At 76.5% G+C, this 19,998-nt stretch carries 2 protein-coding genes and 1 pseudogene; all 3 read left to right on the plus strand.

Annotated features, from left to right (window positions below; all coding sequences use genetic code 11):
* Positions 1–20: 20 nt before the first annotated feature.
* On the plus strand, positions 21–5,009 hold the full coding sequence (locus tag GA0070614_RS28410; protein WP_088978823.1) for a type I polyketide synthase: 4,989 nt from the start codon (positions 21–23) through the stop codon (positions 5,007–5,009).
* 46 nt (positions 5,010–5,055) lie between these two features.
* Positions 5,056–14,475 carry a type I polyketide synthase gene (locus tag GA0070614_RS28415; protein ID WP_088978824.1) on the plus strand — a complete coding sequence of 3,140 codons (9,420 nt, stop codon included), beginning with the start codon at positions 5,056–5,058 and terminating at the stop codon, positions 14,473–14,475.
* Positions 14,476–14,500: 25 nt separating this feature from the next.
* Positions 14,501–19,951, plus strand: a pseudogene (locus GA0070614_RS31485) (type I polyketide synthase); the annotation flags it as partial.
* Positions 19,952–19,998: the final 47 nt, after the last annotated feature.

Here is a 19,998-nt window from a genome sequence, read left to right on the forward strand (position 1 = left end):
ATCGAGGCAGGTGCGACCCGATGAGCGACGACAAGCTGCGGTACTTCCTCAAGCGGGTGACCGCCGACCTGCACGACACCAGGCGCAAGCTGCAGACCGTCGAGGCGCGCGACGCCGAACCCCTCGCGATCGTCTCGATGAGCTGCCGGTTCCCCGGTGGTGTCCGGTCGCCGGAGGAGCTGTGGGACCTCGTCGCCGACGGCCGCGACGCCCTCACCGAGTTCCCGGCCGACCGGGGCTGGGACCTGGAGTCGCTCTACGACCCGGACCCCAACAAGCCGGGCAAGAGCTACACCCGCGTCGGCGGGTTCCTCGACGACGCCGGGGCGTTCGACCCGACCCTGTTCGGCATCTCGCCGCGTGAGGCGCTGGCGATGGACCCGCAGCAGCGGCTGCTGCTGGAGACGTCCTGGGAGGCCGTCGAGCGGGCCGGCATCGACCCGCTGTCGCTGCGCGGCAGCTCCACCGGCGTCTTCGTCGGGCTGAGCACCTCCAACTACGGCATGGGCCTGCCGCACGTGCCCGAGGGCGTCGACATGTACCTCGGCACCGGCAACACCACGAGCGTGGCGTCCGGGCGGATCTCGTTCACCCTCGGCCTCAACGGCCCGGCCGTCACCGTCGACACCGCGTGCTCGTCCTCGCTGGTGGCGCTGCACCTGGCGGTGACTGCGCTGCGTCGCGGCGAGTGCGACCTCGCGATCGCCGGTGGTGTCACCGTGATGGCCACCCCCGGCGTCTTCGTCGTCTTCTCCCGGCAGCGCGGCATGTCCGTCGACGGCCGGTGCAAGGCGTTCGCGGCCGGCGCGGACGGCACCGGCTGGGGCGAGGGCGGTGGCGTGCTCGTCGTCGAGCGGCTCGCCGACGCCGAACGCAACGGCCACCCGATCCTCGCCGTCATCCGGGGCAGCGCCCTCAACCAGGACGGCGCGTCCAACGGGCTCACCGCCCCGAACGGCCCGTCGCAGCAGCGGGTCATCCGGCAGGCGCTGGCCAACGCCCGGCTCGGCACCGCCGACGTGGACATGGTCGAGGCGCACGGCACCGGCACCACCCTCGGCGACCCGATCGAGGCGCAGGCGCTGATCGCCACGTACGGGCAGGACCGGCCCGCCGACCGACCGCTCTGGCTCGGCTCGGTCAAGTCGAACATCGGCCACACGCAGAGCGCCGCCGGGGTCGCCGGTCTGGTCAAGATGGTGATGGCGCTGCGCAACGGGGTGATGCCGGAGACCCTGCACGTCGACGAGCCCTCCCCGCACGTGGACTGGACCGCGGGGGCGGTGTCGCTGCTCACCGAGACCCGGCCGTGGCCGGAGCTGGGGCGTCCCCGCCGTGGCGGCGTCTCCTCGTTCGGGGTCAGCGGCACCAACGCCCACGTGATCCTGGAGGAGTACCAGCCGCGCGCCGCCGCCCCGGAGACCGTCGACGGGGAGCAGGCCCCCGAGGCCGCCGCCGAGACCACCGGCCGGGCCGGCCTGGTCGACGCGGACGTGACGGTGTGGCCGGTGTCGGCGCGCGCGAAGGCCGCGCTCGCCCGGCAGGCCGAGCGGATCGCCCGGCACGTACGCGCGCACGGCGACGTCGAGCCGGCGGCGGTGGCGTGGTCGCTGGCCACCACCCGGTCCACGTTCGACCAGCGGGCGGCCGTGGTCGGGTCGAGCGTCGAGGAGCTGCTGGGCGGGCTGGACGCCCTGGCCGCCGGCATCCCGGCCGGCACCCTCGTCACCGGTACGGTCACCGGCTCGTCCGCCGGACCCGTCTTCGTCTTCCCGGGTCAGGGCGCCCAGTCGGCGCGGATGGCCGCCGGTCTGATCGGCCGGACCCCGGTGTTCGACGCGAAGCTCGCCGAGTGCCAGCAGGCCCTCGCCCCCTACCTCGACGTGGATCTCGTGTCGGTGCTGACCGGCGACGACGAGTCGTGGCTGGAGCGCGTCGAGGTGGTGCAGCCCGTGCTGTGGGCCGTCGGCGTCGCCCTCGCCGCCGTCTGGCGGTCGGCCGGCGTCGCGCCGGACGCGGTGATCGGCCACTCCCAGGGCGAGATCGGCGCCGCCTGCGTGGCGGGGATCCTCACCCTCGACGACGCGGCGAGGACCGTGGCGCTGCGCTCGCGGGCCCTGGCGGTGCTGCGGGGCACCGGCACGATGGCCTCGATCGACCTGCCCGTCGACACGGTCACCGAGCGGCTGCCCGCCTTCGAGGGCGTCGGTGTCGCCGCCGTGAACGGTCCGTCCACGGTGGTGGTGTCGGGTCCGCCGCAGCCGGTGGCGGATCTGGTGGACGCCTGTCAGGCCGACGGTATCCGCGCGAGGTTGATCCCCGTCGACTACGCCTCCCACTCGGCGGCCGTGCAGGAGGTCGCCGAACAACTCCGCGCCGACCTGGCCGACGTCGCCCCGCAGCCCGGCCACACCCGGCTCGTCTCCACGCTGACCGGTGACTGGGTCGACCCGGCCACCATGACGGCCGACTACTGGTACGACAACCTGCGCCGCACCGTGCAGTTCGACGCCGCCGTGCGTACCGCGATCGGCGCCGGGCACTCCACGTTCGTCGAGATCAGCCCGCACCCGGTGCTCACCATGCCGGTCACCGCGATCCTCGACGACGCCGGCGTCTCCGGGCACACCCTGGGCAGCCTGCGCCGGGGCGACGACGACGCCACCCGGCTGCTGACCAACCTGGCGACCGCCCACACCATCGGTCTGCCCGTCGACCTCACCGCCGTGCTCGCCGCGACCGACACCGTGCCGCTGCCCACCTACGCCTTCGACCACCAGCGGTTCTGGCTGGACGGCAGCGGCGGCGTCGACCTGGAGACCCTGCTCCAGGCCGCGGCCGAACCCACCGACGCCTCCTTCTGGGCCGCCGTGGAACGCGGCGACCTGACCGCCCTCGCCGAGACCCTCGCCACCGAGGACACCCCCGCCGACCGGGCCCTCGACGTGCTGGCCCCCGCCCTGCCGCTGCTCACCTCGTGGCGCCGGCAGCGCCGCCGGCAGTCCGACATCGACCGCTGGCGCTACCAGGACACCTGGAAGCCGCTGACCGGGGTGGCGAACCGGGGCATGAGCGGCACCTGGCTCGTGGTCATGCCGACCGGCGACATCGTCGAGCCCTGGCAGGACGCCGCCGTGGCCGCGATCACCGCCGCCGGCGCGAGCGTCGTCCCGGTGCCCGTCTCCACCACCGACGCCGACCGTGACCTGCTCGGCAAGCTGCTGCGCGAAGCGGTCGCCACCGCGCCCGGCCACGGCGACGACGCCACCGAGGTGACCGGCGTGGTGTCCCTGCTCGCCTTCGACGAACTGGTCCACCCGCTGCACCCGTCCGTGCCCGGCGGCTTTGCCGCCACCGTCGCCCTCTTCCAGGCCCTCGGCGACGTCGGACTGCATGCGCCGATGTGGAGCGTCACCTCCGGCGCCGCCTCCGTCGGCCGTACCGACCTGCTGCGCTCCCCGACCCAGGCGCTGGTCTGGGGCTTCGGCCGGGTCGCCGCGCTGGAGCACCCGCAGCGCTGGGGCGGCCTGGTCGACCTGCCCGAGGCCGTCGACGAGCGCTGCGCCGACCTGCTGGTCGCGGCCCTCACCGCCGCCGGCGAGGAGGACCAGATCGCGGTACGCCCCGGCGGCCTGCTGGCCCGTCGGCTCACCCGGGTGCCGCTCGGCGACAGCCAGCCCGCACACCCGTGGGAGCCCTCCGGCACCGCGCTGGTCACCGGCGGCACCGGCGCGCTCGGCGGGCACGCCGCGCGCTGGCTGGCCCGCAGCGGGGTGGAGAACATCGTCATCGCCAGCCGGCGCGGCATGGCCGCCCCGGGCGCGCAGCACCTCGTCGACGACCTCACCGCACTCGGCGCGCAGGCCACCGTCGTCGCCTGCGACGCCTCCGACCGCGACGCCCTGGCCGAGCTGATCGAGTCGATCCCCGCCGACCAGCCGCTCACCACGGTCGTGCACGCCTGCGCGGTGCTCGACGACGCCATGATCAACGACATCCGGCTGGAGCAGATCGAACGGGTCCTCGCCGCCAAGGTCGACGTCGCGTACCACCTGCACGAGCTGACCCTCGACCTGGACCTGTCGGCGTTCGTCATGTTCTCGTCCTTCGCCGGCAGCGTGGCCAGCTCCGGCGTCGGCAACTACGCCCCCAGCAACGCCTTCCTCGACGCGCTCGCCCAGCACCGGCGCGGCCTCGGCCTGCCCGCCACCTCCATCGCCTGGGGCGCCTGGGCCGGCGGCGGCATGGCCGACGGGCCCCTCGGCGAGCTGCTGCACCGCCACGGTGTGCCCGAGATGGCCCCCGAGGCGGCGATCACCGCGCTGCACCAGGCGGTCGACCACGGCGAGGCGTTCCTCACCATCGCCGACATCGCCTGGGAGAGGTTCCACGTCGCCTTCACCGCCACCCGGCCCGGGCCGCTGATCAGCGACCTGCCCGACGTCCGCCGGCTGCGCGCCGAGGAACGGGTCGCCGCCCCCGACGCCGGGGACGGCCCCGACACGTTGCAGGAGCGGTTGGCCGGGCTACCCGCCGCCGAACGGCTCGCCGTGCTGCTCGGCCTGGTCCGCGGTCAGGTCGCCGCCGTGCTCAACTACCCGTCCGCCGAGTCGGTGGACGAGCACCGGGCCTTCCGGGAGCTGGGCTTCGACTCGGTCACCGCCGTCGAGCTGCGCAACCGGCTCGGCTCGGCCACCGGCGTGGCCCTGCCCGTCACCCTGGTCTTCGACTACCCGACCCCGACCACCCTGGCCGAGTACCTCTTCGCCGAGGTGGCCCACGACGACGTGGTCACGCCGACGGTCCTCCTCGACGACCTCGACCGGATCGCCGACAGCCTCGACGTGGTGGCCCGGGACGAGGCGGCGCGGGTGCGGGCCACCGTACGCCTGCAGGCGATGCTCTCCCGGCTCGGCCAGGACAGCGGCGGCGCCATCGGCCGGCACCTCGACGACGCCACCGACGACGAACTGTTCGCGATGGTGGACAAGGACCTCGGCATCTCCTGACCCCGCTCCGGCTCTCACCCGTCCCTCCCGAGGAAGCGGCACTCCGATGGCCAATGAAGACAAGCTCCGCGACTACCTCAAGCGGGTCATGGCGGACCTCCACGACACCCGCCGCCGGCTCAGCGAGGCACAGTCCCAGGAACTGGAGCCGGTCGCGATCGTGGCGATGAGCTGCCGGCTGCCCGGCGGGGTACGCAACCCGGGCGACCTGTGGGAGCTGCTGCGCGACGGGCGGGACGCCGTCGCCCCGTTCCCCGACGACCGGGGCTGGGATTTGGAGCGGCTCTACCACCCCGACCCCGACCACCCCGGCACCTCGTACGCCCGCGAGGGCGGGTTCGTCGACGGGGCCGGCGACTTCGACCCGGCGTTCTTCGGCATCTCGCCCCGCGAGGCGCTGACCATGGACCCGCAGCAGCGGCTGCTGCTGGAGACGTCCTGGGAGGCCGTCGAGGCGGCCGGCATCGATCCGTCGTCCCTGCGCGGCAGCCGCACCGGGGTGTTCGTCGGCACCAACGGGCAGGACTACGGCACCCTGCTGATGATGTCCCCGGACGGCGACGAGGGACACTCGATGACCGGCGGCGCGGCGGCCGTCGCGTCGGGCCGGGTGTCGTACACCCTCGGGCTGGAGGGGCCGGCGGTCTCCATCGACACCGCCTGCTCGTCGTCGCTGGTGGCGCTGCACCTGGCGGTGCAGGCGCTGCGGGCGGGGGAGTGCGAGCTGGCCCTGGCCGGCGGGGTGACGGTGATGGCCACCCCCGGGCTGTACATCGGGTCGAGCCGGCAGCGGGCCCTCTCGCCGGACGGGCGGTGCCGGTCGTTCGCCGCCGCCGCCGACGGCGCCGGGTTCTCCGAGGGCGTCGGCTGGCTGCTCGTCGAGCGGCTCTCCGACGCCCGCCGCAACGGCCACCCGGTCCTGGCCGTGGTACGCGGCTCCGCCGTCAACCAGGACGGCGCGTCCAACGGGCTCACCGCCCCGAACGGGCCGTCCCAGCGACGCGTCATCAGCCAGGCGCTCGCCTCGGCCCGGCTCTCCACCGTGGACGTGGACGTGGTGGAGGCGCACGGCACCGGCACCACCCTCGGTGATCCGATCGAGGCGCAGGCGTTGCTGGCCACGTACGGGCAGGACCGCGACGGGCACGCGCCGCTGCTGCTCGGGTCGGTCAAGTCGAACATCGGGCACGCGCAGGCCGCGGCGGGTGTCGCCGGTGTGATCAAGATGGTGCTCGCGATGCGGGAGGGTGTCGTCCCCGCGACGTTGCACGTGGACGCGCCGTCACCGCACATCGACTGGTCCGCCGGGGCGGTGGAACTGGCCACCGAGGCGCGGCCGTGGCCGGAGACGGGCCGCCCCCGGCGGGCCGCCGTCTCCTCCTTCGGCATCTCCGGCACCAACGCGCACGTCATCATCGAGCAGCCGACGGAGACCGACGACGCCCTCGCCGCGACGCGGTCCCCGGGGATGGTCGATGCGGCGGTGTCGGTGTGGCCGGTGTCGGCGCGGTCGAAGGCCGCGCTGGCCGGTCAGGCCGCCCGGCTGGCCGGGCACGTGCGCGGGCAGGCCGAGGGTGTGGATCCGGCTGCGGTCGGGTGGTCCCTGGCGACGACGCGGTCGGTGTTCGACCAGCGGGCGGTGGTGGTCGGGTCGAGCGTCGAGGAGCTGCTGTCCGGTCTGGACGCTGTGGCCTCCGGTCTGCCGGCGGGCAACGTGGTGTCCGGTGTCGCTGCGGCGCAGGGCACCGGCCCGGTGTTCGTGTTCCCGGGTCAGGGCGCGCAGTCGGCGCGGATGGCCGCCGGTCTGATCGGCCGGACGCCGGTGTTCGACGCGCGGCTGGCCGAGTGTCAGCAGGCCCTCGCTCCCTACGTCGACGTGGACCTCGTCTCGGTGCTCACCGGCGACGACGAGTCGTGGCTGGAGCGGGTCGAGGTGGTGCAGCCCGTGCTGTGGGCGGTCGGCATCGCTCTGGCGGCCGTGTGGCAGCACGTGGGTGTGACGCCGCAGGCGGTGATCGGGCACTCGCAGGGGGAAATCGGTGCGGCCTGTGTGGCCGGGATCCTCACCCTCGACGACGCGGCGAAGACCGTGGCGCTGCGGTCGCGGGCCCTGGCGGTGCTGCGCGGCACGGGCACGATGGCCTCGATCGACCTCGCTGCTGACGCCGTGACGGAGCGGCTGCCCGCCTTCGAGGGCGTCGGGATCGCCGCTGTGAACGGCCCGTCGACGGTGGTCGTCTCGGGTCCGCCGCAGCCGGTGGCCGCGCTGGTGGCCGCCTGTCAGGCCGACGGTATCCGCGCCCGCCTGATCCCGGTCGACTACGCCTCGCACTCCGCCGCTGTGCAGGAGGTCGCCGAACAACTCCGCGCAGACCTCGCCGACGTCACCCCGCAGCCCGGCCACGTTCGGCTCGTCTCCACCCTGACGGGGGAGTGGGTGGACCCGGCCACCATGACGGCCGACTACTGGTACGACAACCTGCGTCAGACCGTGCAGTTCGACCCCGCCGTGCGTACCGCGATCGGCGCCGGGCACACCACGTTCGTCGAGATCAGCCCGCACCCGGTACTCACCATGCCGGTCACCGCGATCCTCGACGACACCGACACCCCCGGACACACCCTCGGCAGCCTCCGTCGCGGCGACGACGATGCGACCCGGCTACTGACCAACCTGGCCGCCGCCCACACCATCGGCCTACCCGTCGACCTCACCCGCGTCCTCACCCCCACCCGGACCGTCGACCTGCCCACCTACGCCTTCGACCACCACCGGTACTGGCCCGCGCCGCCGCTGTTCCTCAGCCAGGGCGACGACGAGCCCGACATCGACCGGTGGCGCTACCGGATCACCTGGCCGGCCCTGCCCGACCTGCCGCTGAACGGGCTCGACGGAACCTGGCTGGTCCCGGTCCCCGCCGGGCTCACCGACGACCCGCTGGTCGCCGAGGTGCTCGACGCGCTCGGCAGCGTCGGCGCGGACGTCGTACCCGTCGAACTGGACCCGACCGGCGACCCGGCGGCCCTGGCCGACCCGCTGCGCGCCGCGCTCCCCGCCGACGGCGGACCCGTCACGGTGCTGTCCCTGCTCGGCCTGGACGAGCGGGCGCACCCCGAGCACCCGGCCACCTCGCGCGGCGTCACCGGGACCGTCCTGCTGGTGCAGGCGCTCGGCACGCTCGGCGTCGAAGCACCGCTGTGGTGCGTCACCCGCCGCGCCGTCGCCGTCGACGCCGGGGACCCGCCCCCGAACCCGGCCGCCGCCGCGGTCTGGGGCCTCGGCCGCGCGATCGCCCTGGAACACCCCGCCCGCTGGGGTGGCCTGGTCGACCTGCCCGACACCCTCGACCCGTGGACCGGCATGCGGCTCTGCGCGGCGCTCGGCGACACCGGCGGCGAGGACCAGCTCGCCGTCCGCGAGTCCGGCGTGCACGCCCGCCGGCTCACCCGGATCACCGACCCCGAGCCGCCCGCCGACGAGGGCGACGACGCCCGGTGGACGCGCGGCACCGTCGTGATCACCGGCGGCACCGGTGGCCTCGGCGGGCACCTGGCCCGCTGGGCGGCCCGTCGCGGCGCGGCGCACGTGCTGCTGGCCAGCCGGCGCGGCCCGGACGCCCCCGGCGCCGCCGAGCTGGAGACGGAACTGACCGACCTCGGCGCCCGGGTCACCGTGGCCCGCTGCGACGTCACCGACCGCGCCCAGGTCGCCGCGCTGCTCGCCGGAGCGCCCGACGACGCGCCGGTGACCGCCGTGCTGCACACCGCCGCCGTCCTCGACGACGGCATCGTGGACACCGCCACCGCGCGACGCCTGCACACCGTCGCCGCCCCCAAGTGCGCCGCCGCCGTGCACCTGGACGAGCTGACCCGCGACCTCGACCTCGACGCCTTCGTGCTGTTCTCCTCGGTCGCCGGCACCACCGGCAACGCCGGCCAGGGCGCGTACGGGGCGGCCAACGCCTTCCTCGACGCCCTCGCCCAGCGCCGCCGGGCCGAGGGACTGCCGGCGCTCTCCGTGGCGTGGGGCGCGTGGCGCGGCGCCGGGCTGCCCGCCGACAACGAGCGCGCCCAGCAGCGGCTGCGCCGCGGCGGCATGGTCGGCATGGACCCGGAGCTGGCCGTCGAGGCCCTCGCCCGGGCGCTGCGCCGGGACGAGGCCAGCACGCTGATCGCCGACATCGACTGGGCCCGCTTCGCCCCCGCGTTCACCCTGGTCCGGCCCAGCCCGCTGATCGCCGACCTGGCCGAGGTACGCGACGCCGCCCACCGGCTCGCCGAGGAGACCGCCGAGCGGGAGGCCGACACCTCGTCCGCGCTGGCCCGCCGACTCGCCGGGCTCTCCCCGGCGGAGCGCTCCGCGACGCTGCTCGAACTGGTCCGCCAGTGCGCGGCCACCGCGCTCGGCTACGGCGCGGCCGACGACGTCCCCGCCGACCGGCCGTTCCGTGACCTCGGGCTGGACTCGCTCACCGCCGTGGACATGCGCAACTTCCTGGCCACCGCCACCGACCTGCGGCTGCCGGCGACCCTCGCGTTCGACTACCCGAACCCGACGGTGCTCGCCGCGCACCTCGGGGAACTGCTCACCGGCGTCGCCCCGGACACCGTCGCCCCCGCCCCGGCCGTCACGGTCGACGACGAGCCGATCGCCATCGTCGCGATGAGCTGCCGGCTGCCCGGCGGCGCGGACAACCCGGAACAGCTGTGGCAACTGCTCGCCGCCGGTGGCGACGCGATCGGCGAGTTCCCCACCGACCGGGGCTGGGACCTCGACCGGCTCTTCGACGCCGACCCGGAACACGAGGGCACCAGCTACGCCCGCGAGGGCGGCTTCGTCACGTCGGTCGCCGACTTCGACCCCGGCTTCTTCGGCATCAGCCCCCGCGAGGCCCTGGCCATGGATCCGCAGCAGCGGCTGCTGCTGGAGGCGTCCTGGGAGGCGATCGAACGGGCCGGGATCGACCCGCAGGCGCTGCGCGGCAGCCCCACCGGGGTCTTCGTCGGCACCAACTACCAGGACTACCGCAACCTCATGTTCAGCGCCGAGGGCGCGGAGGGGCACCTGATGACCGGCAACGCCGGCAGCGTGCTCTCCGGGCGGGTGTCGTACACGCTCGGGCTGGAGGGGCCCGCCGTGTCGGTGGACACCGCCTGCTCCTCGTCGCTGGTGGCCCTGCACTGGGCGTGCCAGGCGCTGCGCCGCGCGGAGTGCTCCCTCGCCCTCGTCGGCGGCGTCACCGTGATGTCCACCCCCGGGGTGTTCGTCGGCTTCAGCCGGCAGCGGGGACTGGCCCCGGACAGCCGGGTCAAGGCGTTCGCCTCCGCCGCCGACGGCACCAGCTGGGGCGAGGGTCTCGGCGTGCTGCTGGTCGAACGGCTCTCCGACGCCCGCCGCAACGGCCACCCCGTCCTCGCCGTGGTACGCGGCAGCGCGCTCAACCAGGACGGCGCGTCCAACGGGCTCACCGCCCCCAACGGGCCCGCCCAGCAGCGGGTGATCCGGCAGGCGCTGGCCAACGCCGGCCTCACCGCCGCCGAGGTGGACGCCGTCGAGGCGCACGGCACCGGCACCCGGCTCGGCGACCCGATCGAGGCGCAGGCGCTGCTCGCCACGTACGGGCAGGACCGGGCGGACGGCGCGCCGCTGCTGCTCGGCTCGGTCAAGTCCAACATCGGCCACACCCAGGCCGCCGCCGGCGTCGCCGGGATCATCAAGATGGTCCTGGCCCTGCGCTACGGCTACCTCCCGCCGACCCTGCACGTCGACGAGCCGACCGACCAGGTGGACTGGAGCGTCGGCGCGGTCGAACTGCTCACCGAGGGCCGGCCCTGGCCGGTGACCGGGCGTCCCCGCCGGGCCGCCGTGTCGTCGTTCGGGATCAGCGGCACCAACGCGCACACCATCCTGGAACAGGCACCCGACGAGCCCGCCCCGGCCGCCCCGGCGGGGGACCCGGACCGGCTGCCGGTGGTGCCGGTGCTGCTGTCGGCGCGCACCGCCCCGGCGCTGGCCGCCCAGGCCGGCCCGTGGGCCGACCAGCTCACCGGGCCGGAGGCCGCGCCGATGGTCGACGTCGGCTGGTCCTCCGTGGTGTCCCGGGCCGCCCTGGAGCACCGCGCCGTCGTCCTGGCCACCGACCGCATCGCGCTGCGCACCGGGCTGCGCGCCCTCGGCGCGGGGGAGGACTCCCCGCTGGTGGTCACCGGCACGGTCGCCGCCCGGCCGAAGGTGGCGTACCTGTTCTCCGGGCAGGGCGCGCAGCGCGCCGGGATGGGCCGCGAGCTGGCCGCGACGTTCCCCACCTTCGCCGCCGCCCTCGACGAGGTCTGCGCCGCCCTCGACCCGCACCTGCCCCGTCCGCTGAAGCCGGTGCTCCTCGCCGAGCCCGGCACCGACGACGCCGCCCTGCTGGACCGCACCGAGTTCACCCAGCCGGCGATCTTCGCCGTCGAGATGGCGCTGTTCCGCCTGTTGCAGGCGTGGGGGGTACGCCCCGACGCCGTCGCCGGGCACTCCATCGGCGAGTTCGCCGCCGCCCACGCCGCCGGAGTGCTCTCCCTGGCCGACGCCGCCGAACTGGTCGCCGCCCGGGGCCGGCTCATGCAGGCCCTGCCCGACGGCGGGGCGATGCTCGCCGTCGCCGCGACCGAGGCCGACGTGCTCGCCTCGCTCGGCGACCGCGCCGACCGGGTCTCCGTCGCCGCCGTCAACGGCCCGGCCGCCGTCGTGCTCTCCGGCGACGGCGACGCCGTCGAGGAACTGGCCGCCGAGTGGACCGGCCGGGGGGTGCGGGTCCGGCGGCTGACCGTCAGCCACGCCTTCCACAGCCCGCTGATGGACCCGGTCCTCGACGACCTCGCCGCCGTGGCCGGCCGGCTCACGTACCGGGACCCGCAGGTGCCGATGGTCTCCACGGTCACCGGCGGGCCGGTCGACGCGGCCGACCTCGCCGCCCCGACCTACTGGGTCCGCCACGCCCGCGACGCCGTGCGCTTCGCCGACGCCGTCGCGGCCCTGCGCGAGCAGGGCTGTACCGGGTACGTCGAGATCGGCCCGGACGGCGTGCTCACCGCCCTCGCCCAGGCCGTCCTCGCCGACGGTGCCCCGGCCGGCGCCCGGCCCCCACTGGTCGTGCCCACCCTGCGCCGGGAACGGCCCGAGCCGGCCACCCTGCTGCGCGCCGTCGCCGCCCTGCACACCCACGGCGTCAGCCCGGACTGGTCCGCCCTGTACGAGGGCACCGGCGCCCAGCGCGTCGACCTGCCCACGTACGTGTTCGACCGGCAGCGGTACTGGCCGGAGCCGCCGGCCTGGGCCACCCTGCCCGCCGACGACGACCGCACCGAGGTCGAGCGCCGGTTCTGGGCCGCCGTCGAGGCCGAGGACTTCGACTCCCTCGTACACGAGCTGGAGGTGGACCGGGACCAGCCGTTCGGCACGGTGCTGCCGGCGCTGTCGGCGTGGCGGCGGCGCGGCCGGGAACGGTCGCTGGTCGACGCCAGCCGGTACCGGGAGGTGTGGGAGCCGCTCGCCGCGACCCCGGCGGCACAGGAGCCCGGCCGCTGGCTGGTGCTGCTGCCCGCCGACCGGGCCGACGACCCGGACCTGGACTCCTGCACCTGGACCCTCGGCACGGACGTCGCCATCGTGCCGGTCGACACCGCCGCCGACCCCGACGAGCTGGGTGGACAGCTCGCCGACGTGCTCGGCGACGCGCTCGACGCGGGCGACGGTCCACTGTCGATCCTGTCCTTCCTCGGCCTCGACGACGCCCCGCACGCCGAGCACCCGGCGCTGCCCCGCGGCCTCGCCGCGACCGTACGGCTGCTGCAGGAACTCACCGACCTCGACGCGGCGGCCCGACTGTGGTGCGTCACCCAGGGCGCGGTCGGCGTCGACGGGGACGACGCCCCGGTCAACCCCCGGCAGGCGGCGCTCTGGGGCCTGGGCCGGGTGGCCGCCCTGGAGCAGCCCACCCGCTGGGCCGGCCTGGTCGACCTGCCCGCCACCATCGAGAGCTGGACGGCGATGCGGCTCGGCGGGGTCGTCACCGGCGACGGCACGGAGGACCAGCTCGCCGTGCGGGAGTCCGGCGTGCTGGTCCGCCGGCTCGCCCCGGCGGTGACCGAGGGGGAGCCCGAGCCGTGGCGGCCGCGGGGCACGGTGCTGATCACCGGCGGGGCAGGGGCGCTCGGCGGACACGTGGCCCGCTGGGTGGCCGGTGCCGGCGCCGAGCGGGTGGTGCTCACCAGCCGGCGCGGCGCCGACACCCCCGGCGCGGCGCAGCTGCTGGCCGAGCTGACCGACCTCGGCGTGGACTGCCGCGTCGCCCGGTGCGACGCCGCCGACCGGGCCGCCATGACCGACCTGGTCGCCGAGCTGCGCCGGGAGGGCCCGCCGCTGCGCGCGGTGGTGCACGCCGCCGGGGTCAGCGAGGTCGTGCCGTTGGCCGAGACGACGCTGGAGGACCTGGCGTACGTCGTCGCCCCGAAGCTGCTCGGCGCGCAGCTGCTCGACGAACTGCTCGACGGCGTGGAGCTGGACGCGTTCGTGCTCTTCTCGTCGATCGCGGCGGTGTGGGGCAGCGGCGGGCAGGGCGCGTACGCCGCCGGCAACGCCTACCTGGACGCGTTCGCGCAGTGGCGGCGCGGCCGGGGCCTGCCGGCCACCTCGGTGGCCTGGGGGCCGTGGACCGAGTCGGGCATGTTCACCGACGGCGCGCCGGAGCAGCTGCGCCGCCGGGGCCTGCGGGTGATGCCGCCGGGCGTGGCGATGGCCGGGCTGCGGCACGCCCTCGCCGTCGGCGACACCTGCGTCACCGTCGCCGACGTCGACTGGGCGACCTTCCACCAGCTGTTCACCGCGCTGCGGCCCAGCCCGCTGCTGGCCGACCTGCCGGCCGTACGGGCGTTGACCGCTCCCGCCGCCGTGCCGCAGGCGTCCGCGTCGGCCGGCCGGGACCTGCTGGCCGGGCTGCGGGCGCTGCCCGGCGAGGAGCGGCGGGCCGCGGTGCTGGAGATGGTCCGGGTGGACGCGGCGAAGGTGCTCGGGCACTCCTCCGCCGACGCGATCGAGACCGACCGGGGCTTCCTCGACCTCGGCTTCGACTCGCTCACCGCGGTGGAGCTGCGCAACCTGCTCACCGCGGCGACCGGGCACGAGCTGCCCACCACTGTCGTCTTCGACTACCCGACCCCGGCCGGTCTCGCCGACCACCTGTACGCCGAACTGTTCGGCGACCCCGGCGCCGGCGACGGCGACGAGGAGCAGGTCCGCCGGGTCCTCGCCGCGATCCCGCTGGACCAGCTGCGCCAGGCCGGCCTGCTCGACCAGCTGCTCCAGCTGGCCGGCCCGGCCGCCGCGCCGGTGCCCGCCGTCGCGGCCCCGGCGCCGGAGGCGGAGATCCGCGAACTCGACGTCGCCGGCCTGGTCCGGATGGCCCTCGAAGGCACCGACTCGTGACCCGGCCGGCCGCAAGGAGCCCCCGATGAGCGTCTCACTGGACGAGGTCGTCAGCGCGCTGCGCGCGTCCCTGCTCGACAACCAGAAACTGCGGCAGCAGAACCAGCAGCTCGCCGCCACCCTCACCGAACCGGTGGCGATCATCGGGATGAGCTGCCGCTTCCCCGGCGGGGTCCGCTCGCCCGAGCAGCTGTGGGACCTCGTCGCGGCGGGCGGGGACGCGATGGCCCCGTTCCCGGACGACCGGGGCTGGCACCTCGACGCGCTCTACGACACCGACCCGGCCAGCCGGGGCACCTCGTACGTGCGCGAAGGCGGGTTCCTGCCCGACGCCGGGGACTTCGACCCCGCGTTCTTCGGCATCAGCCCCCGCGAGGCCCTGGCCATGGACCCGCAGCAGCGGCTGCTGCTGGAGACGGCCTGGGAGGCGTTCGAGCGGGCCGGCATCGACCCGACCACCCTGCGCGGCGCGCCCACCGGGGTGTACGCGGCCACCAGCAGCCAGGGCGACTACGCGGCCCTGCTCGCCGGGGTCGGCGGCGGCGTCGAGGGCTACCTCGGCACCGGCAGCGCCGCCGCCGTGGCCAGCGGCCGGATCTCGTACGCCCTCGGCCTGGAGGGGCCGGCGGTCACCGTGGACACCGCCTGCTCGTCGTCGCTTGTCGCGCTGCACCTGGCCTGCCAGGCGCTGCGGCTCGGCGAGTGCACCCTGGCGCTGGCCGGCGGGGTGTCGGTGATGGCCACCCCCACGGTCTTCGTCGAGTTCTCCCGCCAGCGCGGCCTGGCCACCGACGGGCGGTGCAAGTCGTTCGCCGCCGCCGCCGACGGCACCGGCTGGTCGGAGGGGGTCGGCATGCTGCTCGTCGAGCGGCTCTCCGACGCCCGCCGCAACGGGCACCCGGTCCTGGCCGTGGTGCGCGGCAGCGCCGTCAACCAGGACGGGGCGTCCAGCGGGCTCACCGCCCCGAACGGCCCCTCCCAGCGCCGGGTCATCACCCAGGCGCTGGCGAACGCCGGGCTGAGCGCCGACGAGATCGACGTGGTCGAGGCGCACGGCACCGGCACCACCCTCGGCGACCCGATCGAGGCGCAGGCGCTGCTGGCCACGTACGGCCGGCAGCGGCCGGCGGACCGTCCGCTGCTGCTCGGGTCGGTGAAGTCGAACATCGGGCACACCCAGGCCGCCGCCGGGGTGGCCGGGGTGATCAAGATGGTGCTCGCCATGCGGCACGGGGTGCTGCCGCCGACCCTGCACGTCGACGCGCCCACCCCGCACGTCGACTGGTCCGCCGGGGCGGTGACCCTGCTGACCGGGACGACGCCGTGGCCGGCGACCGGCCGGCCGCGCCGGGCCGGGGTCTCCGCGTTCGGGGTCAGCGGCACCAACGCGCACACCATCGTCGAGCAGGCCGACCCCGCCGACGCCGGGACCGCCCGGCCGGCCGGGACGCCCGCCCCGGCGGGCCCGTGGATCGTCTCGGCCCGTTCCGCCCCGGCCCTGGCCGGGCAGGCCCGCCGGCTGCTGGCGCACCTGGCCGCCCACCCCGAGCTGCGCCCGGCCGACGTGGCGTACTCGCTGGTCACCACCCGGGCGGCGCTGCCGCACCGGGCCGTGGTGACCGGCGACGACGCCGACGCGCTGCGCGCCGGCCTGCGGGCCGTCGCCGAGGACGCCGCGCACCCCCACGTGGTACGAGGGGTGGCCCGCCCCGCCGGCAAGCTCGCCGTCCTCTTCACCGGTCAGGGCGCGCAACGCCCCGGCATGGGGGCCGAGCTGCACCGCCGCTTCCCGGTGTTCGCCGCCGCCTTCGACGAGGTGGCCGCCGAACTCGACCGGCACCTGACCCACCCGCTGCGCGAGGTGGTCTTCGCCGCGGCCGGCACGCCGCAGGCGGCCCTGCTGGACCGCACCGAGTTCACCCAGCCGGCGCTGTTCGCCTACGAGGTGGCCGCGTACCGGCTGGTCACCGCGTGGGGCCTGCGCCCGCAGCAGCTGCTCGGCCACTCCGTCGGCGAGCTGGCCGCCGCGCACGTCGCCGGGGTGCTGTCGCTGGCCGACGCCGCCGCCCTGGTGGCCGCCCGGGGCCGGCTCATGCAGGCCCTGCCCGAGGGCGGGGCGATGCTGGCGGTACGCGCCACCGAGGCCGAGGTGACCCCGCTGCTCGGCGCCGGGGTGGCGCTGGCCGCGGTGAACGGGCCGACGTCGGTGGTGCTCTCCGGCGACGCCGACGCGGTGCTGGCGGCCGGGGACCGGCTCACCGCCCAGGGCCGGCAGGTGCGCCGGCTGCGGGTCAGCCACGCCTTCCACTCCGCCCGGATGGACGCCGTGCTGGCCGACTTCCGGGTCGTCGCGGAGAAGGTCACCTGGCATCCGCCGACGCTGCCGCTGGTCTCCGACCGCACCGGCGCGGTGCTCACCGCCGCCGAGGCCACCGACCCCGGCTACTGGGTCGACCACGTCCGCGACACGGTGCGCTTCCACGCCGGCATGGCCACCCTCGCCGCCGCCGGTGCCGGCACGTTCCTGGAGCTGGGCCCGGACGGCGCGCTCACCGCGCTGGCCCGGGAGTGCCTGCCCGACGCCGAGGCGGCGGCCTTCGTCCCGGTCGGCCGCCGCGACCAGCCGGAGGCCGCCACCCTGCTCGCCGCCCTGGCCGCCGTCGACCTGCGCGGGGCCGGCGTCGACTGGGCCGCCCTGTTCGCCGGCACCGACGCCACCCGGGTCGAGCTGCCCACCTACGCCTTCGACCACCAGCGCTACTGGCCCGAGCCGGTGGTGCTCGACCTCGACCCCCGGCCGGCGGCCGACACCGCCGACGGCGAGTTCTGGGCCGCCGTGGAGAGCGACGAGCCGGCCGCCCTGGCCGCCGTCCTCGGTGTCGACGCCGAGCGGGGCGCCGCGCTGGCCGACCTGCTGCCCGCCCTGGCCGCGTACCGGGGACGGCGACGCCGCCGCGACGAACTGGACGCGCTGCGGTACCGCGGCACGTGGACCCGGGTCGACCCGCCGCCCGCCGTCGCGCCGGCCGGCGCCTGCCTGGTCGTCGCCGACCCGGACGCCGCGACCGGGACGCTGCTGGCCGCGCTGGCCGCCGCCGGCCTGTCCCCGGTGCGCGTGTCGCCCGACGACCTGCCCGCCGCCGTCGCCGGCGCAACCCCGGCCCTGGTGCTCTCGCTGCTCGCCGTCGACACCACCAGCCGGGACGGCGGGGTGGCGGGTCCGCTGGCCGGCACCGCCACCCTGGTCCGGGTCCTCGCCGACGCCGGGTGCACCGCGCCGGTGTGGTGCGTGACCCGGGGCGCGGTCGCCGTCGACGCCGACGACGCCGCGCCGGACGTCGCCGGGGCGTGCCTGTGGGGGCTCGGGCGGGTGCTGGCGCTGGAGGCGCCCCGGCTCTGGGGCGGCCTGGTGGACCTGCCGGCCGACCCGGACGCCGCCGCGTACGCCGCGCTGGCCCGGGCCGTCACCGGCGACGGCGGGGAGGACCAGCTCGCCGTACGCGCCGGCGGGCTCCACGCCCGACGGCTGGAACGTGCCCCCACCGGCCCGGCCTCCGACGAGGACTGGCGGCCCCGGGGCGCGGTGCTGGTGCACGGGACGGCGGCCGTGCGCGCCCCGCACCTGCTGCGCCGGCTCGCCGAGCACGGCGCGCCCCACCTGCTGCTCGCCGGACCGGACGCCCCCGCCGACCTGGGCGTCGAGGTCACCGTGCTCGACGATCCCGCCGCGCTGCCCGCCGCGCTGGACCGGCTCGCCGCCGCCGGGACGCCGGTGCGCACGGTGGTGCACGTCGCCGACTCCGGCGGCGCCGGCGACCCGGTCACCGCGACCGACCCGGCCGTGCTGGCCGCCGCCGTCGACGCGCAGGTCACCGCCGTGGCGGCGCTCGACGCCGCCGTCGCCGACCGCCCGGTCGACGAGTTCGTCGTCTTCACCTCCACCGCCGCCACCTGGGGCAGCGGCGGCGCGGCCGTCACCGCCGCCACCGGCGCGGGTCTCGCGGCGCTGGCCGCCCACCGCCGGGCCGCCGGCCGGCCGGCGACCGTGCTCGCCTGGGTGCCCTGGGCCGACGAGGTCGCCGATTCGGCCCCGCTGCGCCGCCGGGGCATCCGGCCGCTCGCCGCCGACCTGGCCGTCGCCGCGGTGCGGCAGGCGCTCGGCCGCGGCGACGACGAGGTCGCCGTCGCCGACGTCGACTGGCCCACGTTCACCCCGGCCTTCACCGCGGTACGCCCCAGCGCGCTGCTGCGCGGCGTGCCCGAGGCGGTCGTCGAGCCGTCCGGGCGTGACGGCGCGGAGCCGGCCGACCCGGCCCGGGTGCTGCGCGACCGGCTGGCCGGCAGCGCCGCCGTCGACCGGCACCGCATCCTGCTGGACCTGGTCCGGGCACACGTGGCCACCGTGCTCGGGCACGCCTCACCGGGGGCGATCGAGGCCGACCGGGACTTCCTGGAGCTGGGCTTCGACTCGCTGACCGCGCTGGAACTGCGCGACGCGTTGCGCCAGGACACCGGCGCTGAGCTGTCGGCCACCCTGCTGTTCGACCACCCCACCCCGAGCGCGCTGGCCCGGCACCTGCTCGACCGGATCCTCGGCGCGGACGCGGCCGGCGACCCGGCCGGCGGCCCCGCCGAGGGCGCTCCGGAGGGGGCGGGCGGCATCCTCGGCGGCCTGTTCCGCCAGCCGAAGGCGCGCGAGGACGCGGCCGGGTACGCCGAGCTGCTGGTCAAGCTCGCCCGGTTCCGGCCCGCCTTCACCGAGCCGGCGCAGCTCACCCGCCCGGCCGGCGTGCTGCGACTGGCCGAGGGCCCCGGCGTCCCGGTCGTCTGCTGCTGCACCATGTCGCTGCTCTCCGGCCCGCACGAGTACGCCCGCGTCGCGGCCGGCTTCCGCGGCCGGCGGGACGTGTGGGCGTTGCCCAACCCCGGCTTCGGCGTCGGCGAGGAACTCCCGGCCGACCTGCCCGCCCTGCTGCGGGTGCACGCCGACACCGTGCGGCGCACCGTCGGCGACGGCCCGTTCGTGCTGGCCGGGCACTCCGGTGGCGCGATGGTGGCCAACGTGCTCGCCCGCGAGCTGGAACGCCAGGGCCGTCCGCCGGCGGCGGTGGTGCTGATGGACACCTACCCGGCCGACAGCGAGGTGCTCGGCGGCTGGACGTCGCAGCTGCTCGACGGGATGGTCGAGCGGGACAGCGCGTACACCCCGATGGACGACTACCGGACCACGGCGTGGGCCGGGTACCTGCCGCTGTTCCTGGACTGGCAGCCCGCCCCGATGGACGCGGCGACCCTGCTGGTGCGGGCCAGCCGGCCGCTGGGGGAGTGGACCGGCGAGCCGGACGGCTGGCGGTCGCGGTGGCCGTACCCGCACGAGGCGGTGGACGCGGCCGGCGACCACTTCACCATGGTCGGCGAGCGGGGCCCGGAGCTGGCCGCGACCGTCGACGAGTGGCTGACCGGACGCGGTTGGTGACCAGGGGTGCGGCGCGCCCCTGGCCTGCCCCTAGCACCCCCTATCGA

It is taken from the genome of Micromonospora coxensis (genome assembly GCF_900090295.1).
Taxonomy (GTDB): Bacteria; Actinomycetota; Actinomycetes; order Mycobacteriales; family Micromonosporaceae; genus Micromonospora; species Micromonospora coxensis.